The sequence below is a fragment of the Pseudodesulfovibrio halophilus DSM 5663 genome, from assembly GCF_059568665.1.
Window position 1 is genome coordinate 335,946 of sequence record NZ_JCANTV010000011.1, and the last position, 25,747, is coordinate 361,692.

Below are 25,747 nucleotides of genomic sequence, written 5' to 3' on the forward strand. Positions count from 1 at the left end.
TTGGCAAGTTTGATGGCCTGAAAATTTCGCATGAAATCATTTTACGCTGATGTCGGCCCGGATGCCGTCCCTCTCCGCAAGGGCAAAGGCCATTCTCGGCGTGTTGTGGGCAAAGCCGTATCTGCCGTCCGGGGAAATGCAGATGAGTCCTCCGTATCCCCTGCCTTTCTTGTGAAGAATCTCCAGCGCGCGGTCGGCGGCTGCGGCAGGGCCACGATCTGGAATCAAGTCGCAGGCCGTTTTGCAGAGTACAACCCGCATGATCGTCTCTCCATATCCTGTGGAAGAGGCTGCGCCGGTGTCGTTGTCGGCGTATCCGCCCGAGCCGATGACAGGAGAATCGCCGACGCGGCCGGGGTGCTTGCGAGGCGTGCCGCCGGTGCTGGTGGCGCAGGCGAGGTTTCCGTTCTCATCCAGCGCCACGGCTCCGACCGTGTCGGAGCGTCCGGAGAAGGCTTCGATCTGGCTGAAGGAGTCATCGCTTTTGATGGAGTGGAAGAACTGCAGTTCCCGTTCGGTCAGCAACTCTTCGGGCGGCAACTCGCTGAAACCCATTTCTCTGGCGAAGCGCATGGCGCCGTCGCCGACGAGAAAGCGAAAATCCTTGGAGTTCATGACCTTTCTCGCGACGGAGACCGGGTGCAGCAGGTTGCGCATGGCTGCCACGCAGCCGAAGTCGAGGGTCGCTCCGTCCATGATCATGGCGTCCAGCTCGATGTTTCCCTCGGCGTTCAGGAACGCGCCGCGTCCTGCGTCGAACGTCGGGTCTTCCTCCAGCAGGTTCACGGCGCGCTCCACTGCTTCCAGCGCGGTCATGCCCTGCCGAAGCAGCGGGGCGACCGTTTCTGCCGCATGGCGAACGCCCCTGACGTGATCCGAAACGTGCTTGTCCGGGATGTCCCACGCGCCGCCGTGAACGATGAGTCTGGGTTCCATCAGGCCACTCCTTTTCCGTTGGCGATTCTCTGAGCCCGGCGCAGCCGCCGGACGCTGTCGAACGTATATACTGCCAATGCCGTCCAGATGCACAGGAAGGTGATAATTGTGTTGGTCGTCAACGGTTCGTCGTAAACGAAAGCCCCCACGACGAAAGCCAGGCTGGGCGCAAGGTACTGCAGAATGCCGAGCGTGGTGAGGTTCAGCTTTCGCGCTCCGTTGGCGAACCCCATGAGCGGAAGGGAGGTGGCCGCGCCCGCGCCGATGAGCAGCAGGTCGATGCGCCATCCGGAGCTCAGGAAGGACGCGTCTCCGTTCCACCCGAGCCAGAGCAGGAACCCTCCGGCCAGCGGGGTGAGCACGGCAGTCTCAATGAACAGGCCGGGGATGGCGTTGACCGAGGCTGTTTTGCGCAGCAGTCCGTAAAAGCCGAAGGACACTGCCAGCGTTAGTCCTATCCACGGCAGCTCGCCGTATCCGATGAGGGACCAGAGGACGCCGAATGCGGCGATGGTTACCGCCAGAATCTGCATGGGCCGCAGCCGCTCGCGCAGGAAGACGAATCCCAGCAGCACGTTCATGAGCGGCGTCATATAGTATCCGAGGCTGGTCTCCAGAATTCGGTCGGAGTTGACTGCCCAGATGTAGAGCAGCCAGTTGCATCCGATGAGGCAGCCCGTGAGGCAGCAGACGGCGAAGACGCGCGGCTTGCCGAGCGGTTCGAGCGTTTCCCGCCAGCGGCGTTGTATGGTGATGATCAGTGCCACGAAAGCCATGGACCAGACGATGCGGTGGCAGAGTATTTCGACAGGCCAGACTGATTGGACGGATTTCCAGTAGACGGGAAGCAGGCCCCAGCCCGTGAAGGCGGCCAGAGCGGAAGTCAGTCCTGAAGCGGTGTTCTTGTTCAATTCGTTTTCCTTCTTGGACCTTGGCGGTACGGCCGGAAGGATAGTGATTTATGCCGGGAAGTAAAGCGCTGTGAAATCAGCGGCCGAAATGGCTGTGGCGACCCGGGGAAGGGCCGCCACATCTTGAGGGGTGAGGTAACGGAGAATGTTCTCTCGTCAATCCCGAAGAGTGGTGCGGAAACTTCGGGACGATATTTAATTACCACACCTGCATTAACGGTCAACACTCGGCGCGTTATAATCACCTCTCGACGACGTCTTTCGGCAACGGCCCCGGTCCGCTGACGGCTTGGCCCGATGCTGTCCAGTCATCTTCGAGTCTCTCCAGCAGCCCGTTTCGGCGGCTTTCGAGAATGAACCGGTTGAGCTTGTCCAGAAGCTGTTCCTGTCCTTTGCGGACAAGGATTGACAGGTCGAATTCATAGAGCGGTTCGTCAATGACCCGCACTGCGTCGCGGGACAGCCCGGCTCTTCTTAGGTGGTAGGGCAGCGAGTGGCGGTTGGCCACCACCGCGTCCAGCCGGCCGTGGTGCATCATCTGCAAAAGGGTATGGGAAAAGATGGCGTAATACTGGCGGAAAAGACCTTCTTCCGCAGCCCTGTCAAGGTAGGCATAGTCATTTCCATGGAGAAAACCGATTGTTTTCCCGCGAAGCTCGTCGAGTGCCGTCGATTCGATTGACGAATCCTCGGGAACGACAAGATGGTCCGACGTTGTCCAGATGTTTTTGCTGAAGGCGTAGTCCTGCCGCTCTCGAGGAGTGAAGAACAGTGGGGAGCTGAGGGAAAATGCCTGAGCCCGTCCGTCCTCGAGCCACGCGTCCATGCGTTTGCGCGGGAGGCTGACCATGCGAAACTCGATGTCCGGATGTTTTTTGTGGAAGTTGTGCAGCAGGTCTATGAACATGCCGTGCCCATCCGCTTCCGTGGAGGCAGACTTCGACATCCAGTAAAATGGAGGGTAACTGGCCCCGAAGACCATAACGTACTCTTTTGCCGATGCGGTTGCAGTCAGCAGAAGAAGCAGGGTCGCCGCGATGAGTATGCGTTTCATTGATTCATATGCGTATGCTTAATGGTAACTGTTTTGCATTGGTATCAGTTTGGCTATAAATCTACGCTTGCCGGGAGCATTGGTCAAACAAAAAGCCCCCTGCCAAGGCAGGGGGCTTTCATTATTCCTGAGTTGCGCTCTTGCGCTTTCTTTTCGACTTGCTTCCTGAGAAGCGTTTGACGTCGATGCCGTATTTTTTGACCTTGTAGTTGACTATCCGGTACGACACCCGGAGGTCTCTGGCGGACTGGAGCATATTGCCCCCGGTCTTTTTCAAAGAGTCCACAAGCAGCTCCTGCTCGAATTTCGCGACCGCCTCCCCGAAGCTGAGGTTGGTGCCGGTGGCGGAACTCTCTGCAGTCTGCAGTGTCGGAGGGAGGTGATACGTGCGTATGACCTCCTCTTCGCAGAGCAGTACGGCCCGCTCCATGCAGTTCCGCAGTTCCCGTACGTTGCCGGGCCAGTGATACATGGTCAGCAGTTCGATGGCCGGGGTGGAGATGCGTTTGACCTGCTTGTTGTATTCTCTCGTGAAATCCATGAGGAAATGTTCGGAGAGCGGCAGGATGTCCTCGCGGCGCTCCTTGAGGGGCGGGATGAAGACCGGAAACACGTTGATGCGGTAATAGAGGTCTTCGCGGAACATGCCCTTCTCAAGCAGCTCCTCCAGCGGTTGATGCGTGGCGCAGATGAGGCGGACGTCGACGGTGATGGTCTGCTCGCTGCCCACGCGCTGGATTTCCTTCTCCTGAATGGCGCGAAGCACCTTGGCCTGCGCATCGAGGGAGAGCTCGCCGATTTCGTCAAGGAACAGGGTCCCCTGATCCGCTATTTCGAAAAGGCCGCGCTTGGTCTGAAAGGCTCCGGTGAACGCGCCTTTCTGATGGCCGAACAGCTCGGATTCGATCAGCTCGGACGGCAGGGCCGCGCAGTTGAGCTTGATTAGCGGCTTGTCACCCCGCGGGCTTGCGGAGTGGATGAACTCGGCCAGCAGCTCCTTGCCTGTGCCCGATTCGCCCCGAAGCAGGACCGTGGCCCGGCTCGGCGCGACCTGCGTACCCTGACGCAGGACCATGCGCATGGCCTTGCTGGCGGCAACAAAGTTTGCCGGGGGAATGGGCTCCCCGCTGGAAGAGACGCCTTGGGCCAGCATGTGGTTCTGCATGGCCATCTCTTCCTGAAGCCTGGCCACGTGATAGGCGATGAACCCTGCGACCACCTCCAGAAACTGCCTGTGTCCTTCCATGTCATCCATGGGAATGAGCGGCACGTCCACGGAAAGGGCACCGATGACTTCGGTGCCGTCTCCTTCCATGGCCCTGTTGAACACGGGAACGCAAATGAAGCCGAGCTTCTTCAGTTCCTCTTCGCTCCGGCCGAAGGCCTTGTTGAGAAACGCAGAGTCGTCCGACATGCGTGGGACGATCTCAGGGCTCCCCGACTCGAAAACGCGGCCCACGATACCCTTGCCGGGCGCATAGGTCACTTCGTCGACCATGGCCGGGCTGTACGTCAGGGAGAGCTTCAGGTTTTCGGACTTGGGGTCCATGATGACCAGAAACGCCCTGACGTAGCCCATATCCTCGGCCAGCGTCTTGAGCAGGGCGTTGAGGCTCTCTTCGAGAGGAGCCTCGCTGCCCAGTTCATCCTGAATCTGTTTCAGTGTGGTCAGGTACGCCACGTCGGGCGCATCCTGATGGTGAATCGCCATGTTGTTCCTCGCTAGGCGCCTTGGGCGGCGCCGAGTTCGAGTGCTTTAAGGTTGACGTCGACAATCTTGGGTTTCATGGACTTGCGGATGGTGTCCGCAAGCGCCTCCACGGTGATCGGGGTCTTGCCGGAAGCGGCCATGGCGCCCAGCAGGGCGATGTTGCCCGCCTGAACGGCTCCGGCCTCGATACCCAGCGTCTGGCAGGCCAGGAAGCGGTAGTCGTCGGTGCAGGCCTTCACGGCCTCTTCGACGGCGGACAGCTCCGGGCAGCTTTCACGGCCGGTGGCCACGGAAAGCGGCAGCAGGTATTCCGAGCTGGAGAAGATGGTGCCGCCGGACTTCAGATATGGCAGTGCACGCATGGTTTCCGTGGGCTCGAAGCCGAGCATTACGTCGGCTTCGCCGTGACCGATCTTGGGGCTCTTGCACCCGATGAGAACCGTGGATTCCACCACGCCGCCTCGCTGTGCCATGCCGTGAATTTCGCCGGAGGTGACAGGCAGCTCCAGAGAAAGCGCGGTACTGGCAAGCAGGTTGGTCGCGGTCAGGGTCCCCTGTCCGCCGACACCGGTCATGAATATGCGGATGGGCTTGATATCGTTCATGTTAGCCCCTTTTCTTCGCTTTGATGTTGGGACAGATCTGCAGGCAGAGCATGCAGCCGGAACACAGAATCTCGTTCACCGCGGCCCTGTTGTCGCCATCCTTGTAGATGGCAGGACAGGCCAGCTTGTCCAGACACTCGAAACGTCCGGTGCAGCTTTCCGCGACGTAGGCCACCTGCGGCTTCACCTTGCGGGTGATGCGGCGGGTGTGCAGCGGGCAGGGCTCCTCGGCGATGAGGACGCGCACGCCCTTCATTTCCTTGAGCTCTTCCAGTGCCGCGGTCATCTTCTTGCGGTTGAGCGGGTTGACTCTGCGGATGGTTTCCACGCCGACGCCTTCGCAGGACTTCTCCAGATCCACGCGAGAGTCGTTCTCGCCGAGGATGGTCTGGTGAACGCCCGGGTTGGGCTGGTGCCCGGTCATGGCGGTGGTGTAGTTGTCGAGAATGACCAGCAGCAGGTCGTGTTTGTTGAACACGGCGTTTGCCAGTCCTGTCAGGCCGGAATGGAAGAACGTGGAGTCGCCGATGAAGGCGACCACGGTCTGTCCGGCGGCCAGCGCGGCGCCGCCGCCTGCGGACACGGAAGAGCCCATGCACAGCAGGAAGTCCGCGCAGGAGAGCGGCGGAAGCAGGCCGAGGGTGTAGCAGCCGATGTCCGAGGAGTAGACGGCGTCGTCGCCGAAGACCTCGCGGGTGGCGAAGTAGGCACCGCGGTGCGGGCAGCCCGCGCAGAGGTTCGGCGGACGGTTCGGCAGTCCCTCGCCGCCGGCGCAGCCGCATTCTTCCACGGCAGCTTCGCCAAGAACGGAGCGGATGGCGTTCTCCACCATGGTCACGGTGAATTCCCCGTGCGGCGGAAGTTCGCCCTTGCCGAGAATCTCAATCTCGACGCCGTTTTTCTGTGCCAGAGCGCGCAGCTCGTTTTCGAGCACGGGTTCGAGCTCTTCAACGACCAGCAGCTTCTTCAGGCCCTTCATGAAGTCCAGCGCCTTCTTTTCCGGCAGCGGGTAGCTCATGCCGAGGTCGAAGAGCTTGACGCGGTCGGCGAGGCCTGAGTTGTCAAGCGCGTCGGACACGTATGCCCGGCTGATGCCGCTGGCGATGATTCCGGTCTCGCCGGAGCCGGTGATGGTGTTGTAGGGGCTGTTCTCCGCTTCTTCGCGCAGGGCGTCGAGGCGATCCAACAGCTCGAGGTGCATGCGGCGGGAGAAGGCCGGGATCGGCACGAAGCGGGAGGGATTCTTTTTGAATCCGGAGGGCTTGCCCGGATCGGAGGCCGGGCCGAATTCCACCGGGCCGCGAAGGTGGTTCACGCGGGTGGTGGTGCGAAGCAGAACCGGCGCTTCATGCTTCTTCGACATGATCAGCGCGTCGCGGGCCATGTCCTTGGCTTCCTGCGCGGTGGAGGGTTCGAAGACCGGCATACCCGCGATGCGGGCGTAGATACGGTTGTCCTGTTCGTTCTGGCTGGAATGGCAGCCCGGGTCGTCTGCGGAGAGCAGCACAAATCCGCCGGGAGAGCCGGTGTAGCACAGGGTCATGAGCGGGTCGGCCGCGACGTTGACGCCCACGTGCTTCATTGTTGTCAGGGTTAGTGCTCCAGCTAGTGTAGCGCCGCCGCCCACTTCCAGGGCGACCTTCTCGTTGACCGAGTATTCGAAGTAATACTTACCTTCCGGGGAAATGCGGAAGAAGGTGTCCGGGACCTCCGAGGAAGGGGTGCCGGGGTAGCATGTGACGACCTGAATGCCCGCCTCCACAGCGCCGCGCACGATGGCCTCGTTGCCGAGGAGCATGTGCGTTTCGCCGGAAGCTTCGGTCAGCAGGGGGTTCGACATTGACTTTCTCCGTGCTTGTTCCGTTTTACTTGTTGAGCTGCTGGAGCTTGTATTCGATGAAGTTCTTGTCGGCGGTGGGCTTGTCCATCAGCTTTTCCCACGCCGCAAGGGCTGCTTCATCCTTTCCGGCCGCCTCCGCCGCAAGGGCGAGCTGCCGGTAGACGGCTGCGGTGAAGCTCTCTGGAGCATCTTCGGCGACGTCTTCGAGAACGCCGTATGCTTCCTGAGCCTTTCCGGTCATGATAAGTGCCTTGGACTGCCCCAGCGCGGCGATCAGGGCCACGGCCTTGTCTTCGGAGTTGGAGAGGCGTCCATAGTAGTCCGCGGCCTTCTCGTGAAGGTCGCTCTTCATGCAGGTCTCCGCCAGTTCCAGAAGCACTGCGGGCCGGATGGCGGAGGGGGCGTCTTCGAGCAGGGCTTCCAGGGCGCCGATGCGCGCTTCGCCCTCGTTCTCGAGCAGGATGGTGCCGAGGCGTTCCTGCGCGCTGTTCACGGCGCTGGCGCGCTGCCAGCGCATGCCCCCGATGATCAGGCCCAGCACCAGAACGGCGCCGATACCCATAAGGATTTGCTTCTTGTACTTGAGTGCCGTTTCGAATGCCGGGTGCATGCCTCCCGACACATTTTGTTCAGGATTGGAAAAATCGTTGTTCTGATTGGTTTCGTTTTCGCTCATGGGAGCCTGTTCCTCCGATTCGAAGATGGTATTGAACGCAAATTGAAAACGCGCCGGGAGTCAGGCTCCCGGACGCTCATTGCAAATAATCAAAATTGTAAAAACAGTCAAAGGGTAAATGATAAAAAAGTCGTCTTTTAAACTGTTCAAACGCGGCCTGAGGGCCTGCCTGCGCCGTGCTGGGTGTAGACAGCGACTGTCGAAAGTGTTGAAAAAGACCTGTTTTATCAAACCTCCCGGAGGTATAGAATGAAGCGGGCTCAGAAAATGTATTCCACAAATGACATGATGGTACATTTTTCAATAGGCTCGTTGCCGGGGCAGGCGACGTTTGTTTTTGATGAAAGGATCGGTTGACATCCAAGTCGGCGAGGCTTTGGTGGATGATGGCAGGTTCAACCAAAGCATGTTCACTGCAGCTACGTTCCAGCCGCATGATCCTCGGTTTGACAGCTTGGGGTCTGGGTGAATACATTCCCGTATTCCTTTAAGAATACAATGCATCGGAGGTTTTGCATGACCATACAGAATGAAATGACCGAAATGGGTCGCAAGGCGCGAAAGGCGTCCCGCGCTCTCGCCAACTCGTCCGGCAAATCCCGGGCTGAAGCTCTCGACCGTCTGGCCGAACTGCTGGAAAGCGAGGCGGACGCGGTTCGCGAAGCCAACGCCAAGGATCTTCAGGCCGCAGAAGAGCGCGGCTTGGACAAGGCCCGAACCCAGCGCCTGACCATCAGCGACAAGGTGCTGGGTTCAATGATTGCCGGATGTCGGGAGGTTGCCGCCATGTCCGACCCCGTGGGCGAAATCGAGAGCATGGTCAAACGGCCCAACGGGATGCTCGTCGGACGCATGCGTACGCCGCTTGGTGTCATCGCCATGATCTACGAGTCTCGCCCCAACGCCACTGTCGACGCAGGAATCCTGTGCCTCAAGGCAGGCAACGCCGTGATTCTGCGCGGAGGCTCCGAAGCCTTTCACTCCAACAAGTGTCTCGTGGAACTCATGCACCGCGCTCTTGAAGAGGCCGGGCTGCCCAGAGATGCCGTGCAGGCCCCCGCAACCACGGACCGCGAAGCCGTTTCCGAACTGCTCAAGCTCGATGAATACATTGACGTTGTCATCCCGCGCGGCGGCGAAGGGCTCATCCGGGCCGTCACGCAGCAGGCCCGGATGCCGGTGCTCAAACACTACAAAGGCGTCTGCCATATTTTCGTGGACGAAAGCGCTGATCTCGAAAAATCTCTGCCCATCGTTGAAAACGCCAAAATGCAGTATCCAAGCGGCTGCAACGCTCTGGAGTGCCTCTTGGTGCACCGCTCGGTCGCAAAGGATTTCCTGTCGAAGGTCGCCGAGCACCTCGGCGGTAAAGGCGTGCAATTTCGGGCCTGCCCGGAGAGCCTGCCACTCATGGGGCAGAACGCGGAGTCCGCCACCGACGAGGACTGGGGCAAGGAATACCTTGACCTTGTCATGGCCGTCCGAATCGTCGCCGACATGGACGAGGCCATGGACTTCATAGACGAACACGGCTCCAGTCATACCGAATCCATTCTCACCGAGAGCCAGTCCAACGCCATGCGCTTCATTAATGAAGTTGACGCATCGCTGGTTGTATCCAACGCCTCGACCCGGTTCAACGATGGCGGTCAGCTCGGCCTTGGCGCAGAGATCGGCATCTCCACCTCCAAGCTGCATGCTTACGGCCCCATGGGAGTCAAGGAGCTCACCTCGGCCAAGTTCGTCCTGCTCGGCGACTGGCAAATCCGAGAGTAGAGCAACCCGCTCGACACTCACGGGCCGATGCCGCTTCAGGCATCGGCCCGTTTTTCACGCCACAAGGCTTGCCGCGGCGTTCATGACGTATTATCCTGCAATACTGAAGAAATGACACAAGGAGTCACTAGCATGAAGCTCGGTATTCTCGGGGGGACCTTCAACCCTCTTCACATAGGGCACGTCCGCATGGCCATCGAAGCAAGAGAAGCCCTTGAACTCGACATGGTGGAACTCGTCCCCACCGGCCAGCCCCCGCACAAAGACGCCAAGCGGCTGCTTCCCTTCGAACAGCGAATGGAAATGGTCGAACGCTCCGTCAAGGGCATCCCCGGCCTTAACGGAAACCCCATAGAAGGCCAGCGCTCCGGCCCGTCCTTCACTTGCGACACCCTCACCTGTTATCAGGAAGAAAAACCGGAATCCGAACTGCACTTCATCATGGGCGCCGCCACATTTCTCGAAATCCCGACCTGGAACCGTGGATTGGAAATCCCCTCCATGGCGAACCTCGCCGTCGTCAGTCGCTGGGATGCTGCGGACCGGGCCGACGACTATATCAAGCGCACTTGGCCCGACGCAGAAAGCGTTTCGGAAAATGAATGGATTATGCCCACTGGCAACCGTATCCGAATCATCGAAATCCCCAGACTCGACGTCAAAGCTTCCTACCTGCGCGAACGCTGGCTGAGAAAAAGAAGCATCCATCTGCTTGTCCCCGATCAGGTGGAAGCAATGCTCGAGGAAAAACGCCCCGAAATAACAGCCTGCTGGAATGCTTAAGGGTCTCCGACGGGCAGGGGAGCGGAAAAGAAACGCGAAGGCCGCTTATCTTCGTTATTTCAGGTGCTTGCAGATCGCACCGTTCACAGGTAAGCCGTGTTTAACACGACTGAAGACACGGAGGGGGCACGAAATGTGGAGGCAGGGGCAAAAGGTCCTTTTGCCCAAAAGGTTCACCGTATTTTCGAAATGCTAGGAGCTGCCATCATTTAAATGATGGCAGCTCCTTCTTTTTAATTCAAGGCAGATTCTGCTGTTTTTTGGACAAAATTCACACATGTTTTTCCACATGTTCTAAGTTCAAAGCTGGGCATTTCGCTTGTTCACTTAGAAAGGGTCAAGGTCCAAGCTCAATCCACGACCCTTTGAATGCCATTTTTGAGGACGTTCAACTTATAGGACCATCTAACCAAACAATAATACTGGACTTATTTGCCACCAAGCCTATTCGAAACACACTGTAGCATGATGTGCAGAAAGCGCGGAATGTCGTTGATTTCGCTGGGCGTCGTGAGAAAAGCGGACACATAGCAGACACGAGATACCGACACAGTGGTCCCTTTGCTAACGGGCAATGACCTCCTTTTTTTCGCTCAACTCCCACCAAGGGGAAAATGGCTTTGAGCGATTATCGATATCGATTGCTTCGCCGATCATCGGTGTCACGACCCGGTATGGCTTGCCAGCCCCAGCCGCCGTGAATCGCCTGAACGGTTCATCCCATGTGTGGTAGGAGATGTTGAACCGGCCGACGTGCGACGGCAGCGCCGCCCGGGTCTGGAGGTCGACGGCGGCCTGGGCGGCCTGCTCGGGGTTCATATGCACATGCTGCCACGCTTCATTGTACTGCCCGCTGTCGAGCATGACCAGGTCGAAGCCCCCGAATCGCTCGCCGATCTCCTTGAAATGAGCACCATACCCGCTGTCGCCGCTGTAAAATATCCGACGAGTCGGGGTTTCCAGTGCGAAAGAAACCCACAGGGTGCGGTTTCGGTCAAACAACCGCCCGGAAAAATGGCGTGCCGTCAGGACGTGGATGGTCAAACCTTCTTCCAGCTTTACCTCGGTATCCCAATCGGCCTCTACGACCATATCATTCGGGAAGCCCCAGCGATCAAAATGTTCGCCCACTCCGAGGCCGGTGACGACGTGACATATCCGAGGCATGAGCGCCGTAACCGTGTCGTAATCCAGATGGTCCCAGTGGTCGTGGGAGATGAGCAGGTAGTCGATATCCGGCATATCCTCGGCCGTATAGATGGTGGTGCCTTCGAACGCCCGGGTGGAGAAGGAGACGGGCGAGGCGTGGTCGCTGAACACCGGGTCGATGAGGATGCTTTTGCCGCCCATGCGGACGAAATAGGAAGAGTGGCCGAGCCAGATGACAACGTCCCTGTCCGGATCGAGTGATTTGAGATCGGTTTTGATTACGGGCAATGGGCCTGGCGGTGTCAGTCCGTCTCCGTCGCGCAGGAGGAATTGCAACCACAGGCCCAATCCTCCACCGCCTTCGACGATCTGCGCAATGGGTTCACGGTTGTGAAAGGTGTCGTCACGGTAATTCGGTGACTTGGACAGTGCGTCGAGCCGATCCCCTTGAGGCAGTCTGCCGAACTTGTCGTGACTCAGGTAGAAACAGCCGGAGATGGCAGCCAGAGCAATGAAAAGCAGAAGAAGGAGGAGTGTTTTATACAGCATGGTGTTTTTCATGATCAAGGAGGAGCGGACAGGAGTGTCCGGCTTAATTCTGGAGGTTCTCATCCAGCCCTTTGGGACAGAGCGGTCCCATCAGACGGATGGCGCCAAGCAGCAAGACGGCCAGAACAATGCCATTCACGGTGATAGAACAAATCAAGTCCGGATAGAGCACCTCGCCCAAGGTTGCAACACAGTCCGAAACGGTTCGGGCAATATCATACAGATTCATGGTTCACTCCTTTGCTTTGGCGAGAAAAGACATCATCCCGCCGAACTGTGAGCGAACAATACAACAATCAGAGCGGGACGTGTTGACAGTTTCTCCCAAAACATTGCCTGATCGTGTCCAAGCGGCGACATATGTGGCCAAAAACAGGGCCAATATTGCCTATTCGTGTCTACTCAGGCGTGACCGCTTCAATCTTGACGGTCCCGGCCAGGGAGCGGATGTGCTCTTCTCCCTGAATCGCCTGGCCCAGCTCGTAAAGCCCTGAAGCAGAGCCGAACCTGTCGTAGAACATCACGACATCCGCCCAGGGCGCGTAGTAGGCGAGGGTCCCCGATCGTGCCGATTCGACCAGCGGCGTATTCGAGGTGCCCAGCTTTTGAGGCGGGTAATAGATTATTTCCTTGCCGCCGTAGTCCTCAACATCGATTTCCAACGGCAATTGGGCATACAGGTCTTTCGAGGCCTGGCTGTCATTGAGCTCATAAATGATCGTGTTGCCGTTCGCCTTCACAATAATCCGCATGGCTTCTTCCTTCTGTGTCGTCAACGGTTCCCCTTTTCGGATGACAGCACTCCCCGACATGGCTGCGATGTCGTCAACACCGCTGATGCCGATGCCCAGGCGGTGCATCTCATCGCCCGCATAAAAATCCTTGTAGAGCATAAACACGTCGCCCCAGGGAGCGTAGTAGCTCAACTCTCCCTTCTTGCCATCGTGGTACGCCTCATTCGCCTTCACGTTCAGCTTCCTGGGAGGGTAAAACATCCACTGGGCGTCACGGAAGTTGGTCAAATCCAGTGTCAGGGGGAGCTGATCATATAATTCTTTGGCTGCCACCGTCTCGTAGAGCTGGAATGTCGCCTTTTCCCCTTGTGAAACAATCTCCACCGTCAGTGGCGACAGTCGAGGCGGCGGGTTTTCAGCGGCAATGGCTCCTGAAATCGCGCCTGCCCCAATCGCGTAAACGACGAGTCCGAGCATGAAAAACAGACGACTCATTGGCGTTTTCATAGTGTTCCCCTACATTGAATATCCAGGCTTCTTGTATAATAAGGAGGCCTTGTCTCGAATCTCCGGATCATAGACCTCTTCCTTCCAATCGCCGGACGGCACGTCCTCGATGGAGACTGAGACAGATGATTCGCTGCTTCCGGTAATTTTGACAACATCCTCAACAATGGCGTCGGCAAGCCGCTGCTTCTCCTCCTCGGATCGACCAGGCCATAGCTTAACGCTGACATGGGGCATGAGTTCCTCCTGTACTGCTTGTGAGGCCATGGCTTCAATACGGCCCGACATGCTGACGCCGCTCAATTCACACGCGATCGCAGCGCCAAGACCAACGGTCCCTTTTACCATGAAATCCCGGCGAGTATACTTACCGTTCATAGTTTCTCCGTATTATCAGGCATCCAGGCCCATGGAACGGGCTTCTTTCATCGCACGGCTGCCCGATGCTTCGCCTTCGCCCCAGACGCCGGTCACGGCAACGGTTCCTTTTTCAGTAACATCCAGACAATCGGTGAAGAATCTGAAGGTCTTGAACGCATTGTTCACGGGAATGTTGCCGCCCGCCGCAGCCACAATAAAGTATACGTCTTTGCCGTGGATCAGCGGATATATGGGACAGACCCTGTCCATGAATGTTTTCATGATGCCATTGAAAGAATGAAAATAGACCGGACTGCCCAGGACGAGCACGTCGGCGGCAAGGATCTTTTCCAGAATACCGTTCATGTCGTCACGCTGAACGCAACGTCCAGGCTTGCCGATACAGGAGCAGCACCCGGTACAGTAGTTTATGTCGCTCTCTGCAAGGCGGATCTTCTCCACGCTGTGACCGCTCTCCTGCGCCCCCCGCATGAATTCTTCACACAGGATGTCGGAGTTGGCGTTTTTTCTCGGACTCGAAGAGATAAGAAGTATCGTTTTGCTCATTGTGTTGTCGTAGCTGTTAAAGATGACTCCCGACCGGAACGGAGTCCCGCTCCGGTCGGGATGTATGTCATTGATTTCAGTTGCTAGAGGTTGGCTCCTAGCGATCGGCCAGCACTTCGGAAAGTACTTTGTCCGCGATCTTTGCCTGTTCTTTACCAACTCGGGCTTCGAGCACCTTGATGAAGTCGTGCATCTGACCTTCGGAGAGGCCGGTGTTCATGGCTGCGCCGAAGTGAAACTTGAGCGGACCTTCGGCTCCGCCGAGGTTGGCCAGGCAGGCGATGGTCGCCAGCTCGCGCTCCTGAAACGTCAGGATATCCCGGGCGAAGATGTCAGCAAACAGGTGCTCCTTGAGGAAGGTGTCGATGATCGGGGAGAACTTCTGGTAGGGAGCTTTCTCCTCGGGGACTTCATCCAGCCCGGCCAGTTCAGCCCGCACACGGGCGCCGTAGGCGTCACGGTCGAGATCGGCCGGAATCGGAGAGGCGTCCTTGCCGACCTCGTCCTTGATGCCCTTGGCCTCGCGTTCGTCCATGACACTCATGAAGGCCCAGATGCCACCCAGGCTGCGGGGGAAACCCGCATACGCGTACATTTGCACCAGAACTTCCTTCACTTCATTGACGGTCAGCCCGGCGTCCAGTCCTTGGTTCAGCGCCGGTTTGAGCTGATCAATGTCGCCGCTGGTGGTGAATGCGGCTATGGTGACGATCGCCTTCTGGCGGGCGTCAAGTGTTGTTTCAGTATTCATTGTGCTTGCCTCCGTTGTTGTCGCAAGACCGAATGCGAGGACCAACGCCGCGAGAACTGGGATATATTTCCTAATCTGCATGGTCGGCCTCCTATCGCTTCATGTATTGTTCGTCGGTGACTTTTTCCTTCCAGACGACAGCCTTGCCGTCCTTGCTGCCCGTGATGACGAGATGGGTCATGGCCTTCTCGGGAGTCGCGCCGTGCCAATGGTCGACACCGACAGGACACCAGACGGTTTCGCCTTCCACAAATTCAATGACTTTACCCTCACGGGTTCCGGTCAGGGCCACGCCGTCAGTCACGATCATGTGCTGCCCGGCCGGATGCCAGTGCCAGTTGGTCCTGGCGCCCGGCTGGAAGGTGACATACGCACCGGAATAGTGTGCGGTGTCGTTGGCAGGGAAAAGCATGTCCACCGTCACCTCGCCGGTGAATAAATCGGCCGGGCCGGTGAAGGATTTCTGGGTACCCTTGCGGTAGACTTCCTGCCCCTTTTCCGCGAATGCGACAGAAGCAAAGGCCAATACAGCCAGGATGATGATCAGTTTCTTCATTGAATGCTCCTTGAATTGGTCCGGATTCCCTGATGAGGAGAGCATTTCGAGAGCCCCATAGAGAGTTGCCCGGTTAGTTGAGCCAGCCGCATGACTGACTAAAATCGGTTATGTAAACGCTTGGATCAAACTAACCAAGCGCGTCATATTCTTCGTCTGACACCGGCTCCAGCCACTCATTGGATTTGCCTTCGGCCGGGACTTCCACAGCCACGTGGGCGAACCAGGAGTCCTTGGCCGCGCCGTGCCAGTGTTTGGTTTCTGGCGGGATGTTGACGACATCGCCGGGCTTGAGGGCCTGCGCGGGCTTGCCTTCTTCCTGGTACCAGCCGCGTCCGCCGGTCACCAACAGGATCTGGCCGCCTTTGTGGTGGATGTGCCAGAAATTGCGGCAACCCGGCTCAAAGGTCACGTTGCCGATGACAACGCCTTCCATGGACAGCATTTCGAGATAGCTGGTGCCGGTAAAATAGTCCGCGTAGGCTTCGTTCAGGGCCCCTTTCGGGAAAATCCCCTCTCCGTTGAATGTATCGCTCATATCAATGCTCCTGTTGTCTCAGGGTCGTTATTCGGCTTCAATCCTGACGGCGATGCTGCCATCAAGGGTTTCCATGATCAGAGGATCGCCTTCCAGCGCCCCCATGGTGACCATACCGTCAAACTGCTGGGAGATTTCCTCGTCCTTATAGAGTATTGCGAAGTAATTTCCGCTCACGGCAAAGGCGATATCCCCGTTGGACCATCCGCTGCGCAACTCGCTGCTGTCATACGGCAGAGCTTCGTTCATAACGCCGCAGTAATCGTGCTCATAGCCTTGCAGCCTGACGGGGCACGGCAGCTTGTTCAGCAGTGCCTGCGCGGGCCTGCTCTCATTCAGGATGGCTGGGATGACCGTCTCCCCGACGATCAATTTTATTGGGATTTCGTTCTCGGTCATATCTCTTCCTTATACTCGTGTTGCGCTTTCTCTTTTTCCGCTTCAGCTTCAGCAACGGTCTTGATGAATTTTGCTGGCACACCGCCGACAATGGTATCCGGGGCAACATCTCTGTTCACCACCGCCCCGGCAGCGACAGTGGCGTTTTCACCAATGGTGACGCCGGGAAGTATCGTGGCACTGGAGCTGATCCAGGCGTTTTCGCCGACTACAATGGGCGCGGGGTAGATGCGCCGCCGCGTTTTCCGGGAGTAGCCATGGTTCAGAGTGGCAAAGACCACTTTGTGCCCGATGAATGCGCCATCCATGATGGTAACGCCGCCCTGATCCTGAAAATTGCAGCAGGAGTTGATGAAAACATTCTTTCCAATGCTGATGTTCTTTCCGAAGTCGGAGTAAATCGGAGGGAACAAGGTGAAGGTGTCGTCCACCGGCTTGCCGATGAGTTCCGACATCAGGGATCGGACTTTTTCACGCGGATGATACGAACCGTTCAACGCGGCAGTGATCCGCATGGCTTCGTTGCTGTAATGGACCAATACTTCATGAAGGTCCGATCCGGCCTCCATGGAATGACCATTGTCGAAATGGTCCAATAGTCCCTTGAGATTCATCATATTCGCTTGCTTTTATTCGGATTCGTGAATTGTGGACAGGACCTCTGGCCAGCAGCGGCCCCGTCCGTTTCATGCTTTCGTGCCCAAGCCTTACTTCAGACTCTTGGTGAAGAAGTCATCCAGCTTGTCGAAGGGAATCATGTCCACACGGTCATACAGGTCGATATGCCTGGCGTCCGGTACGATGACGAGCTCCTTGGGGCCGGCGGCCTGTTCGTAGACGTCTTCGGTAAAGTATCGCGAGTGTGCATTTTCCCCCATGATGAACAGTATCGGGCGAGGCGAGATGGACTTGACGCGATCAAGCAGCTTGTAATTCATGAAGGCCATGTCGCTGATCATCTTGAAGTGCGTCGTGGAGCGCGGATGATGTCCCCGGTCCGTCTTATAATACTCGTAGAACTCGCGGGTAATGGGGTCGGTATTTTCGTCGATGGTGTCGGGCAGCCCAAGGGTCTTCACTGCGCCGCCGGCGTATTCCTTCCAGCGCTGCTCGCCGACCTTATCGAGATAGGCGTTACGCTGATCCTCGGTCCATGAATCCTTCCATCCGTTGGCCTTGACCCGGGACATGTCATACATGCTGGCTGTGGCAACAGCCTTGATGCGACGGTCCACCTGGGCGGCGGACAGGGCAAAGGCGCCGCTACCGCAGATGCCGATGACGCCGATCTTTTCCCGGTCCACGTACGGACGGGTGCCCATGTAGTCCACAGCGGCGTGGAAATCTTCCACGAACCCCTCCACGGACGAGGTCTGACGTGGGAATCCCCCGCTCTCTCCGTTGTAGGATTCGTCAAAGGCGATGGCCACGAAGCCACGTTTGGCCATTTCCTGGGCGTAGATGCCCGCGCCCTGTTCCTTGACACCGCCATATGGGGTACCGACGATGAGCGCAGCGTACTTTTTTGAGGCCTTGAAATCGGCTGGCTTAAACATGTCGGCCGAAATGTATACCCCGAACCGATTATGGAACTGGACCTTTTCGTGAATCACTTGGTCGCTCAGCTCATACGTCTTGTCCCAGAACTTGTCGTTTTCCGCCTGAGCCGGACTGACGCATAATACCAGCGTCAGCAATAACAGCATGGTCATGAGTGTCTTGGTCATAGTTGTCTTGTTATTCATGGCAATCTCCTTCATGGATAATAATATTATGAAATGTGCGGTCTACAGCGCGTCGCGCAGCACACCGACGATGTCGTCCTTGGACATGGGCGGCCGGGCCATCAGGTTGCCGTTCTCGTCGCTGACAACGAGGGCTGCATCCTCTGCATACTGCTCGAACAGTTCGTCGCCGATGTTTACTTCGGCCAAAGTGGTGGGGCAGCCTATCTCCTTGAGAAAAGCCACATAGGCGTCGATGCTTTCGGTTGCCCGGGCTTCCGCGCTCTTGCCTTCCTCGGAGATGCCGAAGATACGCTCAGCGAACTGGACAAACCGCTCGGGGCGATGCTCGGCTGCAAAACGCATCCAGGCAGGCCCCACGACGGCCAGTCCGGCGCCGTGCGTGATGTCGTGATGGGCAGACAGGGCGTGCTCAATCATGTGCATGGGGGGCAGCATGTTCACGCCTGCCTGAACCCAGCCGTTGAGGGCCACAATGGATGCCCACTGCACCTGGGTGCGGGCCTCCAGGTCGCTGCCGTCGGCCACGGCTTTACGCCCCCACTCGATGGCGTTGATGATTACGCCCTCGGCGAAACGGTCCTGGATAGGCGTGCCGTCAACGCCGTTGAAGTAGCCTTCCATGACATGGGTAATGATGTCGCACACGCCGTAGGCGGTCTGATCAGAGGGAACCGAGAGGGTCAGCTCGGGGTCGACCAGGGCGACCTTCGGGAAAAGACAATCGGCCTGAACAAAGGACTTCACCTTGGTCTCAGCATTGGAGATAACTGCACCGCAGTTCATCTCCGAGCCTGTCGCCGCGAGGGTCGGCACCGTGATGATGGGCAGAGCCTCGGTGGGGATATGCCAGTTCTCCTGACCATGGGCGATCAGGTTCCATGGTTCGCCGTCGTAGAGAGCGGCCGCAGCCATGACCTTGGCCGCGTCCATGGTGGAACCGCCGCCCAGGGCGATGACTACGTCACACTTTTCCTCGCGGATGATTTCGGCGCCGCGAGCTACAGAATCGATACGCGGATTGGGCTCAACGCCGGAGCACTCGGCCACGTTGACTCCGGCAGCCTTCAGGCTGTCAACGGCCTTGTCGAACACGCCGCTTCGCTTGACGCTGCCCCCGCCGGTGACGAGCAATGCCTTTTTGCCGTACCCGCTCACAATTTCGCCGAGGCGAGAGAGGTTGCCGGCTCCAAATACGATCTTGGTCGGGTTCTGAAATTCAAAATTCATTATGCACTCCTTTTGGGTTTCATGCTTTGATGATCTCTTTTTAAAGGGTTCCCGATCGAACTTGAACGCACATTTCTCTCAAAGACTTGCCCATTCCTCCAAAGACAACATCTTTCTATTGAATACGTCCAAAAAATGGTGTTCATAATAAAACCAGACCACCGCAGGAGTACACCAATGTCCAACATGCTTGAATTACTGAAAGAACAAGAAATCCCTGACGGATCAGCCGTTGAGTCGACGTATCCCGGCGTCCGTTTTTTCAAGGAAACCAGGCAAGTTCGCCGCAGGCCAATGTTGTACAATCCTGGATTGTGCATCGTCGCATCCGGAGCCAAGGTCGGCCATCTTGGCGGCCAGTCCTTCCACTATGACGCGGATAACTATCTGGTCGTATCCGTGACCATGCCCTTTGAAAGTGAATCCTTTCCCGGCGAGGATGAGCCGCTGCTTGGCGTGTACGTTGATATTGATATGGGGCAGTTGAACGACCTGATCGTCCAGATGGACCTACAGGCCGAATACTCGGGTATGGAAGACGGCTATCCGCTCGGCATCGGCCCGTCCGCCATGGATGGAGACATGAAGGATGCCGTGACCAAGCTGCTCAAGGCGCTACGAACAGAGCGGGAAGCAGAGATTCTGGCTCCGGGGCTGATGAGGGAAATCTACTACCGCGCACTCTGCGGCAGTCAGGCCCGTGTGCTCTATTCATTGGCGAGAGGGAATAACTCATTCGCTCAGGTGATGCATGTCATCAACCTGATGGACGGCAGCTACAACGAAAAGCTGGACGTGCAGCGGTTGGCGGAATCCGCACACATGAGCGTGTCCGCTTTCCACAAGGCGTTCAAGGAAATCACCGCCGACTCTCCTTTGCAGTATCTCAAGAAGATTCGGCTCTCCCGCGCAAAGGACCTCATCGTGCAGGAGAACATGAAGGCATATCTGGCAGCCGACGCCGTGGGCTACGAAAGCCCGTCGCAATTCAGCCGCGAATTCAAGCGCCACTTCGGACAAAGTCCGGCGGAAATCATTCGTGAGATGCGTTCGGCGTAAGATTCTGCGCAACCGTCACTATGCAACAGAGGCCAGAATGTGATCCATGAACAGCCGGACTCTTCGCGGAAGTTGGCTAGAACCAGTCACCATGCTCACGTCGTGCACGAACCCAGCACTCCATTCCGGCAGTATGCGCACCAGCCGTCCGGCCTTTTCATCCGGTCCGGCATCGCCCTCGCGAATCATGGCGACGCCACGTCCTGCCAATACGAAATCGAGACAGAGTCCGACTGAACTGAAGCTGTACTGCGGCTGTAGCTCGACAACGACCTGCCGATTGCTGTTGTGCATGGGCCACCGATTCCCGAACCGTTGCAGTACGATGCAGGGAAGTTGATGAAGGTCGTTTGGTTCCTGGGGGATGGGGTAATGCTTGAAGAGGGTGGGCGAGGCATAGAGGTGCGGCTCGATGGTGAGCAGCTTCCGGGCGACAAGCGAAGGAGCCACGGAAAACCCGATAAGAAACGCCACATCATACGGGTCCGTGCGCATATCAACGGGATGTTCCACAAAGGTCAAATCGATCTGAATATCCGGCCAGGTCGCCGCGAACTCCAATATCGCTTCCTTGAGCAACCGTTCGTAGAGGTCTCGAAACATGCAAACGCGGATCAACCCTGACGGCTTCTGCATGTTCATGACCACCGAGTCGTAGGCCTTCTGCGTTTCTTCCAGAATAAACCCGCAACGGTCCAGAAGGTACGCGCCGTTGTCGGTCAGCTCGACATTCCGGGTATCACGGTAAAACAGCAGCACGCCCATCCTTTCTTCCAGCAGCTTGATGCGTCTGGAAAGGGTCGACACGCCGATCCCCAATGCATCCGCAGCCTTGGTGAAATTTTTCTGCTTGGCTACCTCTACCAGCAAGGGAACGTCATTCAGGAATTCTTTCACCATTATGCCACCAGAAGAATAGAGTTTTTCATTCAGCCATGTTTATTTTATCTGTGAGCATGGTATGAGAAGCTAAGTCTAAAGGCAACCCGTCCGCCTGAGAGCGGACACAAGACGACCTACCAAAGGAGACAGACATGTCGATGCAAACCATACTCGACGGCACCGCCACCTTCCTCGAATATCTCGCCCTAACCGAAGAGCCCTTCGGCGTCTATTACGCCGACACCCTGCCAGAGAACGCCTACGGCCCGAAAACGGGCACGCCCATCTCACGAGAATTGGAAGACAAGCACGAGCTGGACATGCAGAAGGTCATGAAGTCGTTCTCCTGCGTCATGGGCAACGTCTGGCTGGCCCGGAAAAAGGGCGGTGCGGCCTATATTTCCGCCGATAAGTATGGCTGTCCCGGCGGCGTGTATTACTGTTCCATGATGAAGCCCCACCTGCGGTTCATTGAGCACTACGTGTCCACCGGATTCGAAGGGACTCCCTTGCACGGTGAGCGCTACATGCCCAACCCCGACGCCATGCGCGAATTCATGGAAAAGGTGAACCCCCGCGAGGCCACCGGCAAGTATTGCATTTTCAAGCCGATGTCCCAGTTCAACGACGACGTAAAGCCGGAATTCGTCATCTTCTTTGCCCGCCCCGAAGTGCTCAGCGGCCTCTTCACCCAGGCCACTTTTACCACGGGGGACATGGAATGTGTTGTCTCACCCTTCGGCGCAGGCTGCACCAACATGATCAGCTGGCCCCTCTATTACAAGGGTCAGGGCCTGGAAAGGGCTGTCATCGGCGGTTTCGACCCTTCGGCCCGCAAGTTCATGAAAACCGACGAACTGACCTTCACCGTTTCCCTGGACCTCTATGAGAAGATGCTGGCCGCCCTGCCCGACTCCATGTTCGCCCACGAAACCGACTGGAAGGGCGTGCGCAAGAAGGTAGAACGCAGCGCCAAGGCTTGGGGCGACGACAGCTAACCGAACCTAGTAATATTACTCGAACCAATGCTATATCCCTACAAGGGAGAGAAGAGGTGTACGATGGAAATACGAAGAAGTTATTGCGGACTGTGTCATCCCCGCTGCGGAATGCTGCTGCATATCGACAACGGCAAGGTCGTGAAGATCACCGGCGATGCCGATCATCCGATCACCCAAGGTGCGCTCTGCGAGCGCGGCCGCTTGATGCTGGACCACATTTATCATCCCGATAGGCTGAACTACCCGCTGAAGCGGGTCGGCGCGCGCGGCGAAGGCAAATGGGAGCGGATCAGCTGGGAGCAGGCCCTGGATGAAGTGGCCGAGAAGCTCTCGAAGCTGCGCGACGAGTTCGGGGCCGAAACCCTGACCTTCACCCACGGCACCAAGCGGACCTACCACTGGGACTGCCGCCGCTTCTTCAACCTCTTCGGGTCCCCCAACACCTGCGGCGTGAACACCATCTGCATGTGCCCGAGCTACGCCACTGAGTACGCCACTTACGGCGGCATGGCCATGGGCAGCGATATCGTCCATTCCCAATGCGTCGTCATGTGGGGATGCAATCCTTCCAAATCGAATCCGATGGGCGTCGCCCCCATGCTCGCTGCGGCACGAAAGAATGGCGCCAAGCTCATGGTTGTCGACCCGCGCCGGACACCCGAAGCCGAAAAGGCTGACCTCTGGCTGCAAATCCGCCCCGGCACCGACCTCGCGCTGATGCTGGGATGGATTAGATACATCATCGCCAACGATCTTTACGATAAAGAGTTCGTGGCCAACTACACCGTGGGCTTTGACGAACTCATGGTCGCCGTCGAATCTTACACGCCGGAAACGGTCGAGAAGATCACCTCGATCCCGGCCGCCCTTGTGGTCGAATCCGCCACCATGTACGCGACCGCCGCATCTGCCGTGATCCCCTTCGGCCTCGGCCTGGACAAGCAGGGCGTCAACTCCACCCAGTGCGCTCGCGGCCGGGCGATCCTGCGCGCCATCACGGGCAACCTGGAAATTCCCGGCGGCGACATCTTCAGCCAGGCGGCCAATGTCGGCATGGTCCATGACTGGGAATACCTCGAGCGCAACGACATGATGCCCGAGAGCCAGAAGGCCAAGCAGCTCGGCGCGGACAAGTACCCGTTCTTCGGCTTCCCCGGCTGGGAACGCAACTTCGCCGCCAACCAGAAGCTGCCCAGAGGATACTGCATGCCCCCGGAGGCCTGGCACTCCAACTTGGCCCATGCAAGAGATGTCATGGAAGCCATCATCACCGGAAAGCCCTATCCCGTGAAGGCGGCCATCACCCTGGCGAGCAATCCGCTCCTCTCCCTGCCCAACACGCAGCAGGTGTTCGAGGCGCTCAAGGCCCTCGATCTATACGTGGTCATGGAATACTACATGACTCCGTCCGCAGCCATGGCCGACTACGTCTTCCCTGCGTCCACTACCGTGGAGCAGCCCGAACTGTGGCTGACCGGCGCTTTCTGCGTCGCCTGCCCGCAGGGCATCGATCCCATTGAGGAGCGCAAGGACAGCTATTACTTCTACAGGCAGCTCGGCCTGCGCCTCGGCCAGGAAGAGTACTGGCCGTGGGAGACCGTCAAGGACGTCTACGACCATTGCCTGGAGCCGATCGGCCTGAACTTCGACAAGCTCGCCGATCAGAACGGCCTTTTCGGAGAGCGGGAATTCCGGCGCTACGAGAAGGACGGGTTCGGCACGCCATCAGGCAAGGTCGAGCTCAAATCCTCGATCTTCGAAGAACTGGGTGCTGACCCGCTCCCCGTATACAAAGAGCCGGTCTGGAGTCCGAAGAGCGACAAGGCCGAGGTGACGGAAGAGTATCCCCTCATCCTCATCACCGGCAGCCGCTTCATGCCGATGTATCATTCCGAGCAACGGCAGATCGAAAAGGCGCGCAAGAAGGTGCCCGATCCGCTGCTCTCCATCCACCCGGATACGGCAGCCGATCTGGGACTGGCTGAGGGGGACTGGGCCGTTATCTCCTCACCGCACGGTTCCATCCGCCAGCGCGTTCACATCACGGACGCCATGCACCCGAAGATGGTGGATGCTCAGCACTCCTGGTGGTTCCCGGAGCGTAACGAAAAGCTCCCCGATCTCTTCGGCGTCTTCGAATCGAACACGAACATGCTCTGCCCCGACGGACCGGAGTTCTGTAGTCCGGAGATCGGCAGTTGGCCGCACTCCGCGCTGTTGTGTCGTGTTGAAAAGGAGTAGTTCTCAGAGCGTATAATACGTCCCAACGACTTAACAAGACGAACTGGCTACACCTCCGCAATAATGCGAGAGCTGAGGGCTTCGGAGAAACCCCGAAGCCCTCTGTGTCGAAAGAGATATGAGCGAACCACCGCACATAAAAGAATGCGAAGAGTGTTCATAAGATAATCTGGAGTAACGCCAAGGCATGGGACTAAGACGCTTCATGGCTCCCGGACGAGAATGCGAGATAAAAGCAAGCCCCGACCAAGATTACAATGCGCGGAGCTATCCCGACTTCAAATTTCCCTTGAGCCAGAGTCGAAACCGCCATCCCTCTCGCCGTCGCCTGCACGGATGACAACGCAATTAGAGTCGCCGTATAAGTCCGTCCGACAAAGACGAATGTCCGAAAGGCTTGGCCTTACTTTAGCCGTTGGCGAGTCTTCGAGTCTTACGGATGAAGACAGCAGCGATGCTCCGGCGACTGCTTGCGTCATGCTCGCGAAAAAACCGGCGGGAGGTGAAGAAATCCTGCCGCCGGAGCTTGCGCGAAGGTTTTGCGGCGTCGTATGGTTGGATATATCCATCGGATAATTCCGTAACCAGAAGGAGGTAAAACGAATTGACGCGCGTCATAAGTTCGTGACGAAGTCCGAACTGATGACGACGTACGAAGCTTACGGCTTCAACGCTTACCGCCGTTTTTCCGAAACAAACGGCATTCTTTCCAAAACAAACGCCAAGCTTACACAAACCCATTTACCAGATGAACGGTTGGACCCGAGCGCCGATCGTTGCCAGCTTCCCCGAAGGTCACATTTCTGCCCCCAGCGGCAGGCGCAAGGCGCATGAACTTGTGCTGTGACACCCACTATTGAATTGGACCGTTGAAAGGAGATTTCTTTCACTGGGAGCAGGGCATTATTCATCCCGTATGGTTTTGTGTTGCAGTTTCTGCAACAGGCTGTTTCTTTGGAACGGCTTGGCCCACCTTGCTCTGAAGCGTCAGTGACGTTTTGAGGTGAGGAATTGAAAGCAGATCTTCTTGTGTCCAACTGGCGTTTCGGCTCCGAGCCGACACCTGTTTTAGCCATGTCAGACGTCCCACAGGGACGACGGACCTTCATGACAAGACCCTTGCTTGGAGCATAGTTGCGTCAGGCATTCATATTTTCAAGAGAAGCCCCTTTCTGGGGCTTTTTCTG

At 57.5% G+C, this 25,747-nt stretch carries 26 protein-coding genes; 5 read left to right on the forward strand and 21 right to left on the reverse strand.

The features are described 5' to 3' along the window. Nucleotides 1–36 precede the first annotated feature (36 nt). The 8 genes from BR24_RS10620 to BR24_RS10655 all read right to left on the reverse strand — a co-directional run bounded on the left by BR24_RS10620 (nucleotide 37) and on the right by BR24_RS10655 (nucleotide 8,169). The gene (locus BR24_RS10620) at nucleotides 37–936 is read right to left on the reverse strand and encodes an isoaspartyl peptidase/L-asparaginase (RefSeq protein ID WP_496541460.1); all 900 of its coding nucleotides are present in this window, start codon (nucleotides 934–936) and stop codon (nucleotides 37–39) included. Beyond that, nucleotides 936–1,847, reverse strand: coding sequence for an EamA family transporter RarD (gene rarD / locus BR24_RS10625; RefSeq protein WP_496541461.1), 912 nt, complete (start codon nucleotides 1,845–1,847; stop codon nucleotides 936–938). The genes BR24_RS10620 and rarD overlap by 1 nt, the downstream gene beginning before the upstream one ends. A gap of 241 nt (nucleotides 1,848–2,088) precedes the next feature. Next, a complete protein-coding gene (locus BR24_RS10630) occupies nucleotides 2,089–2,901 on the reverse strand; it encodes a substrate-binding periplasmic protein (RefSeq protein ID WP_496541462.1) in 813 nt (270 codons plus the stop codon). Between the two features lie 121 nt (nucleotides 2,902–3,022). After that, nucleotides 3,023–4,612 (reverse strand): sigma-54-dependent Fis family transcriptional regulator, encoded by a 1,590-nt coding sequence (locus BR24_RS10635; protein WP_496541463.1) that lies wholly within the window; start codon nucleotides 4,610–4,612, stop codon nucleotides 3,023–3,025. A gap of 11 nt (nucleotides 4,613–4,623) precedes the next feature. Continuing rightward, nucleotides 4,624–5,217: an indolepyruvate oxidoreductase subunit beta gene (locus tag BR24_RS10640; protein ID WP_496541464.1), complete on the reverse strand. Its 594-nt coding sequence runs from the start codon at nucleotides 5,215–5,217 to the stop codon at nucleotides 4,624–4,626. 1 nt (nucleotide 5,218) lies between these two features. Further along, a complete protein-coding gene (iorA, locus tag BR24_RS10645) occupies nucleotides 5,219–7,057 on the reverse strand; it encodes an indolepyruvate ferredoxin oxidoreductase subunit alpha (RefSeq protein WP_496541465.1) in 1,839 nt (612 codons plus the stop codon). A gap of 25 nt (nucleotides 7,058–7,082) precedes the next feature. Continuing rightward, entirely contained in the window at nucleotides 7,083–7,733 is a 651-nt protein-coding gene (locus BR24_RS10650) for a YfgM family protein (RefSeq protein WP_496541466.1), read from the reverse strand. Nucleotides 7,734–7,809: 76 nt separating this feature from the next. Continuing rightward, nucleotides 7,810–8,169 (reverse strand): hypothetical protein, encoded by a 360-nt coding sequence (locus tag BR24_RS10655; RefSeq protein ID WP_496541467.1) that lies wholly within the window; start codon nucleotides 8,167–8,169, stop codon nucleotides 7,810–7,812. 80 nt (nucleotides 8,170–8,249) lie between these two features. On the opposite strand from BR24_RS10655, the gene BR24_RS10660 reads away from it, so the two are divergent. Next, entirely contained in the window at nucleotides 8,250–9,509 is a 1,260-nt protein-coding gene (locus BR24_RS10660; protein WP_496541468.1) for a glutamate-5-semialdehyde dehydrogenase, read from the forward strand. A 132-nt stretch (nucleotides 9,510–9,641) separates the two neighbouring features. Next, nucleotides 9,642–10,292, forward strand: coding sequence for a nicotinate (nicotinamide) nucleotide adenylyltransferase (gene nadD / locus BR24_RS10665; protein ID WP_496541469.1), 651 nt, complete (start codon nucleotides 9,642–9,644; stop codon nucleotides 10,290–10,292). 564 nt (nucleotides 10,293–10,856) lie between these two features. On the opposite strand, the gene BR24_RS10670 is transcribed toward nadD, so the two are convergent. From BR24_RS10670 to BR24_RS10725, 12 genes are all read right to left on the reverse strand, one after another. Beyond that, nucleotides 10,857–12,002 (reverse strand): MBL fold metallo-hydrolase, encoded by a 1,146-nt coding sequence (locus tag BR24_RS10670; protein WP_496541470.1) that lies wholly within the window; start codon nucleotides 12,000–12,002, stop codon nucleotides 10,857–10,859. 31 nt (nucleotides 12,003–12,033) lie between these two features. Next, nucleotides 12,034–12,219: a hypothetical protein gene (locus BR24_RS10675; RefSeq protein ID WP_496541471.1), complete on the reverse strand. Its 186-nt coding sequence runs from the start codon at nucleotides 12,217–12,219 to the stop codon at nucleotides 12,034–12,036. Between the two features lie 169 nt (nucleotides 12,220–12,388). Beyond that, nucleotides 12,389–13,231, reverse strand: coding sequence for a cyclophilin-like fold protein (locus BR24_RS10680; RefSeq protein ID WP_496541472.1), 843 nt, complete (start codon nucleotides 13,229–13,231; stop codon nucleotides 12,389–12,391). Between the two features lie 9 nt (nucleotides 13,232–13,240). Further along, entirely contained in the window at nucleotides 13,241–13,609 is a 369-nt protein-coding gene (locus tag BR24_RS10685) for a tautomerase family protein (protein ID WP_496541473.1), read from the reverse strand. Nucleotides 13,610–13,624: 15 nt separating this feature from the next. After that, entirely contained in the window at nucleotides 13,625–14,158 is a 534-nt protein-coding gene (locus BR24_RS10690) for a flavodoxin family protein (protein ID WP_496541474.1), read from the reverse strand. A 97-nt stretch (nucleotides 14,159–14,255) separates the two neighbouring features. Continuing rightward, entirely contained in the window at nucleotides 14,256–14,990 is a 735-nt protein-coding gene (locus BR24_RS10695) for a carboxymuconolactone decarboxylase family protein (protein WP_496541475.1), read from the reverse strand. Nucleotides 14,991–15,000: 10 nt separating this feature from the next. After that, entirely contained in the window at nucleotides 15,001–15,465 is a 465-nt protein-coding gene (locus BR24_RS10700; protein ID WP_496541476.1) for a (R)-mandelonitrile lyase, read from the reverse strand. Nucleotides 15,466–15,595: 130 nt separating this feature from the next. Continuing rightward, nucleotides 15,596–16,003: a cupin domain-containing protein gene (locus BR24_RS10705; protein WP_496541477.1), complete on the reverse strand. Its 408-nt coding sequence runs from the start codon at nucleotides 16,001–16,003 to the stop codon at nucleotides 15,596–15,598. A 27-nt stretch (nucleotides 16,004–16,030) separates the two neighbouring features. Further along, nucleotides 16,031–16,402: a cyclophilin-like fold protein gene (locus BR24_RS10710; protein WP_496541478.1), complete on the reverse strand. Its 372-nt coding sequence runs from the start codon at nucleotides 16,400–16,402 to the stop codon at nucleotides 16,031–16,033. Next, a complete protein-coding gene (locus tag BR24_RS10715; protein WP_496541479.1) occupies nucleotides 16,399–17,019 on the reverse strand; it encodes a DapH/DapD/GlmU-related protein in 621 nt (206 codons plus the stop codon). Before BR24_RS10715 ends, BR24_RS10710 begins: the two co-directional genes overlap by 4 nt. Nucleotides 17,020–17,109: 90 nt before the next feature. Continuing rightward, nucleotides 17,110–18,147 carry an alpha/beta hydrolase gene (locus tag BR24_RS10720; RefSeq protein ID WP_496541480.1) on the reverse strand — a complete coding sequence of 346 codons (1,038 nt, stop codon included), beginning with the start codon at nucleotides 18,145–18,147 and terminating at the stop codon, nucleotides 17,110–17,112. Nucleotides 18,148–18,189: 42 nt separating this feature from the next. After that, nucleotides 18,190–19,377: an iron-containing alcohol dehydrogenase gene (locus tag BR24_RS10725; protein WP_496541481.1), complete on the reverse strand. Its 1,188-nt coding sequence runs from the start codon at nucleotides 19,375–19,377 to the stop codon at nucleotides 18,190–18,192. 186 nt (nucleotides 19,378–19,563) lie between these two features. Between BR24_RS10725 and BR24_RS10730 the strand changes: the two genes are divergently transcribed. Continuing rightward, a complete protein-coding gene (locus BR24_RS10730) occupies nucleotides 19,564–20,436 on the forward strand; it encodes an AraC family transcriptional regulator (protein ID WP_496541487.1) in 873 nt (290 codons plus the stop codon). A gap of 18 nt (nucleotides 20,437–20,454) precedes the next feature. On the opposite strand, the gene BR24_RS10735 is transcribed toward BR24_RS10730, so the two are convergent. Further along, nucleotides 20,455–21,336: a LysR family transcriptional regulator gene (locus tag BR24_RS10735; protein WP_496541482.1), complete on the reverse strand. Its 882-nt coding sequence runs from the start codon at nucleotides 21,334–21,336 to the stop codon at nucleotides 20,455–20,457. A gap of 134 nt (nucleotides 21,337–21,470) precedes the next feature. Between BR24_RS10735 and BR24_RS10740 the strand changes: the two genes are divergently transcribed. Together BR24_RS10740 and BR24_RS10745 are read left to right on the forward strand one after the other, a co-directional pair. Continuing rightward, nucleotides 21,471–22,316, forward strand: coding sequence for a DUF169 domain-containing protein (locus BR24_RS10740; protein WP_496541483.1), 846 nt, complete (start codon nucleotides 21,471–21,473; stop codon nucleotides 22,314–22,316). Between the two features lie 63 nt (nucleotides 22,317–22,379). Next, nucleotides 22,380–24,560: a molybdopterin-containing oxidoreductase family protein gene (locus tag BR24_RS10745; protein WP_496541484.1), complete on the forward strand. Its 2,181-nt coding sequence runs from the start codon at nucleotides 22,380–22,382 to the stop codon at nucleotides 24,558–24,560. Nucleotides 24,561–25,747 lie beyond the last annotated feature (1,187 nt).

What these genes read in the sequence shown, in the direction of transcription:
- BR24_RS10640 (WP_496541464.1), bottom strand. Translation starts at nt 5,217, where the DNA reads ATGAACGATATCAAGCCCATCCGCATATTCATGACCGGTGTCGGCGGA.
- BR24_RS10740 (WP_496541483.1), top strand. Translation starts at nt 21,471, where the DNA reads ATGTCGATGCAAACCATACTCGACGGCACCGCCACCTTCCTCGAATAT.
- nadD (WP_496541469.1), top strand. Translation starts at nt 9,642, where the DNA reads ATGAAGCTCGGTATTCTCGGGGGGACCTTCAACCCTCTTCACATAGGG.
- BR24_RS10735 (WP_496541482.1), bottom strand. Translation starts at nt 21,336, where the DNA reads ATGGTGAAAGAATTCCTGAATGACGTTCCCTTGCTGGTAGAGGTAGCC.
- BR24_RS10745 (WP_496541484.1), top strand. Translation starts at nt 22,380, where the DNA reads ATGGAAATACGAAGAAGTTATTGCGGACTGTGTCATCCCCGCTGCGGA.
- BR24_RS10630 (WP_496541462.1), bottom strand. Translation starts at nt 2,901, where the DNA reads ATGAAACGCATACTCATCGCGGCGACCCTGCTTCTTCTGCTGACTGCA.
- BR24_RS10705 (WP_496541477.1), bottom strand. Translation starts at nt 16,003, where the DNA reads ATGAGCGATACATTCAACGGAGAGGGGATTTTCCCGAAAGGGGCCCTG.
- BR24_RS10685 (WP_496541473.1), bottom strand. Translation starts at nt 13,609, where the DNA reads ATGAACGGTAAGTATACTCGCCGGGATTTCATGGTAAAAGGGACCGTT.
- BR24_RS10710 (WP_496541478.1), bottom strand. Translation starts at nt 16,402, where the DNA reads ATGACCGAGAACGAAATCCCAATAAAATTGATCGTCGGGGAGACGGTC.
- BR24_RS10670 (WP_496541470.1), bottom strand. Translation starts at nt 12,002, where the DNA reads ATGAAAAACACCATGCTGTATAAAACACTCCTCCTTCTTCTGCTTTTC.
- iorA (WP_496541465.1), bottom strand. Translation starts at nt 7,057, where the DNA reads ATGTCGAACCCCCTGCTGACCGAAGCTTCCGGCGAAACGCACATGCTC.
- BR24_RS10715 (WP_496541479.1), bottom strand. Translation starts at nt 17,019, where the DNA reads ATGATGAATCTCAAGGGACTATTGGACCATTTCGACAATGGTCATTCC.
- BR24_RS10700 (WP_496541476.1), bottom strand. Translation starts at nt 15,465, where the DNA reads ATGAAGAAACTGATCATCATCCTGGCTGTATTGGCCTTTGCTTCTGTC.
- BR24_RS10695 (WP_496541475.1), bottom strand. Translation starts at nt 14,990, where the DNA reads ATGCAGATTAGGAAATATATCCCAGTTCTCGCGGCGTTGGTCCTCGCA.
- BR24_RS10725 (WP_496541481.1), bottom strand. Translation starts at nt 19,377, where the DNA reads ATGAATTTTGAATTTCAGAACCCGACCAAGATCGTATTTGGAGCCGGC.
- BR24_RS10650 (WP_496541466.1), bottom strand. Translation starts at nt 7,733, where the DNA reads ATGAGCGAAAACGAAACCAATCAGAACAACGATTTTTCCAATCCTGAA.
- BR24_RS10730 (WP_496541487.1), top strand. Translation starts at nt 19,564, where the DNA reads ATGCTTGAATTACTGAAAGAACAAGAAATCCCTGACGGATCAGCCGTT.
- BR24_RS10680 (WP_496541472.1), bottom strand. Translation starts at nt 13,231, where the DNA reads ATGAAAACGCCAATGAGTCGTCTGTTTTTCATGCTCGGACTCGTCGTT.
- BR24_RS10660 (WP_496541468.1), top strand. Translation starts at nt 8,250, where the DNA reads ATGACCATACAGAATGAAATGACCGAAATGGGTCGCAAGGCGCGAAAG.
- BR24_RS10690 (WP_496541474.1), bottom strand. Translation starts at nt 14,158, where the DNA reads ATGAGCAAAACGATACTTCTTATCTCTTCGAGTCCGAGAAAAAACGCC.
- BR24_RS10620 (WP_496541460.1), bottom strand. Translation starts at nt 936, where the DNA reads ATGGAACCCAGACTCATCGTTCACGGCGGCGCGTGGGACATCCCGGAC.
- BR24_RS10720 (WP_496541480.1), bottom strand. Translation starts at nt 18,147, where the DNA reads ATGAATAACAAGACAACTATGACCAAGACACTCATGACCATGCTGTTA.
- BR24_RS10675 (WP_496541471.1), bottom strand. Translation starts at nt 12,219, where the DNA reads ATGAATCTGTATGATATTGCCCGAACCGTTTCGGACTGTGTTGCAACC.
- BR24_RS10635 (WP_496541463.1), bottom strand. Translation starts at nt 4,612, where the DNA reads ATGGCGATTCACCATCAGGATGCGCCCGACGTGGCGTACCTGACCACA.
- BR24_RS10655 (WP_496541467.1), bottom strand. Translation starts at nt 8,169, where the DNA reads ATGCGGCTGGAACGTAGCTGCAGTGAACATGCTTTGGTTGAACCTGCC.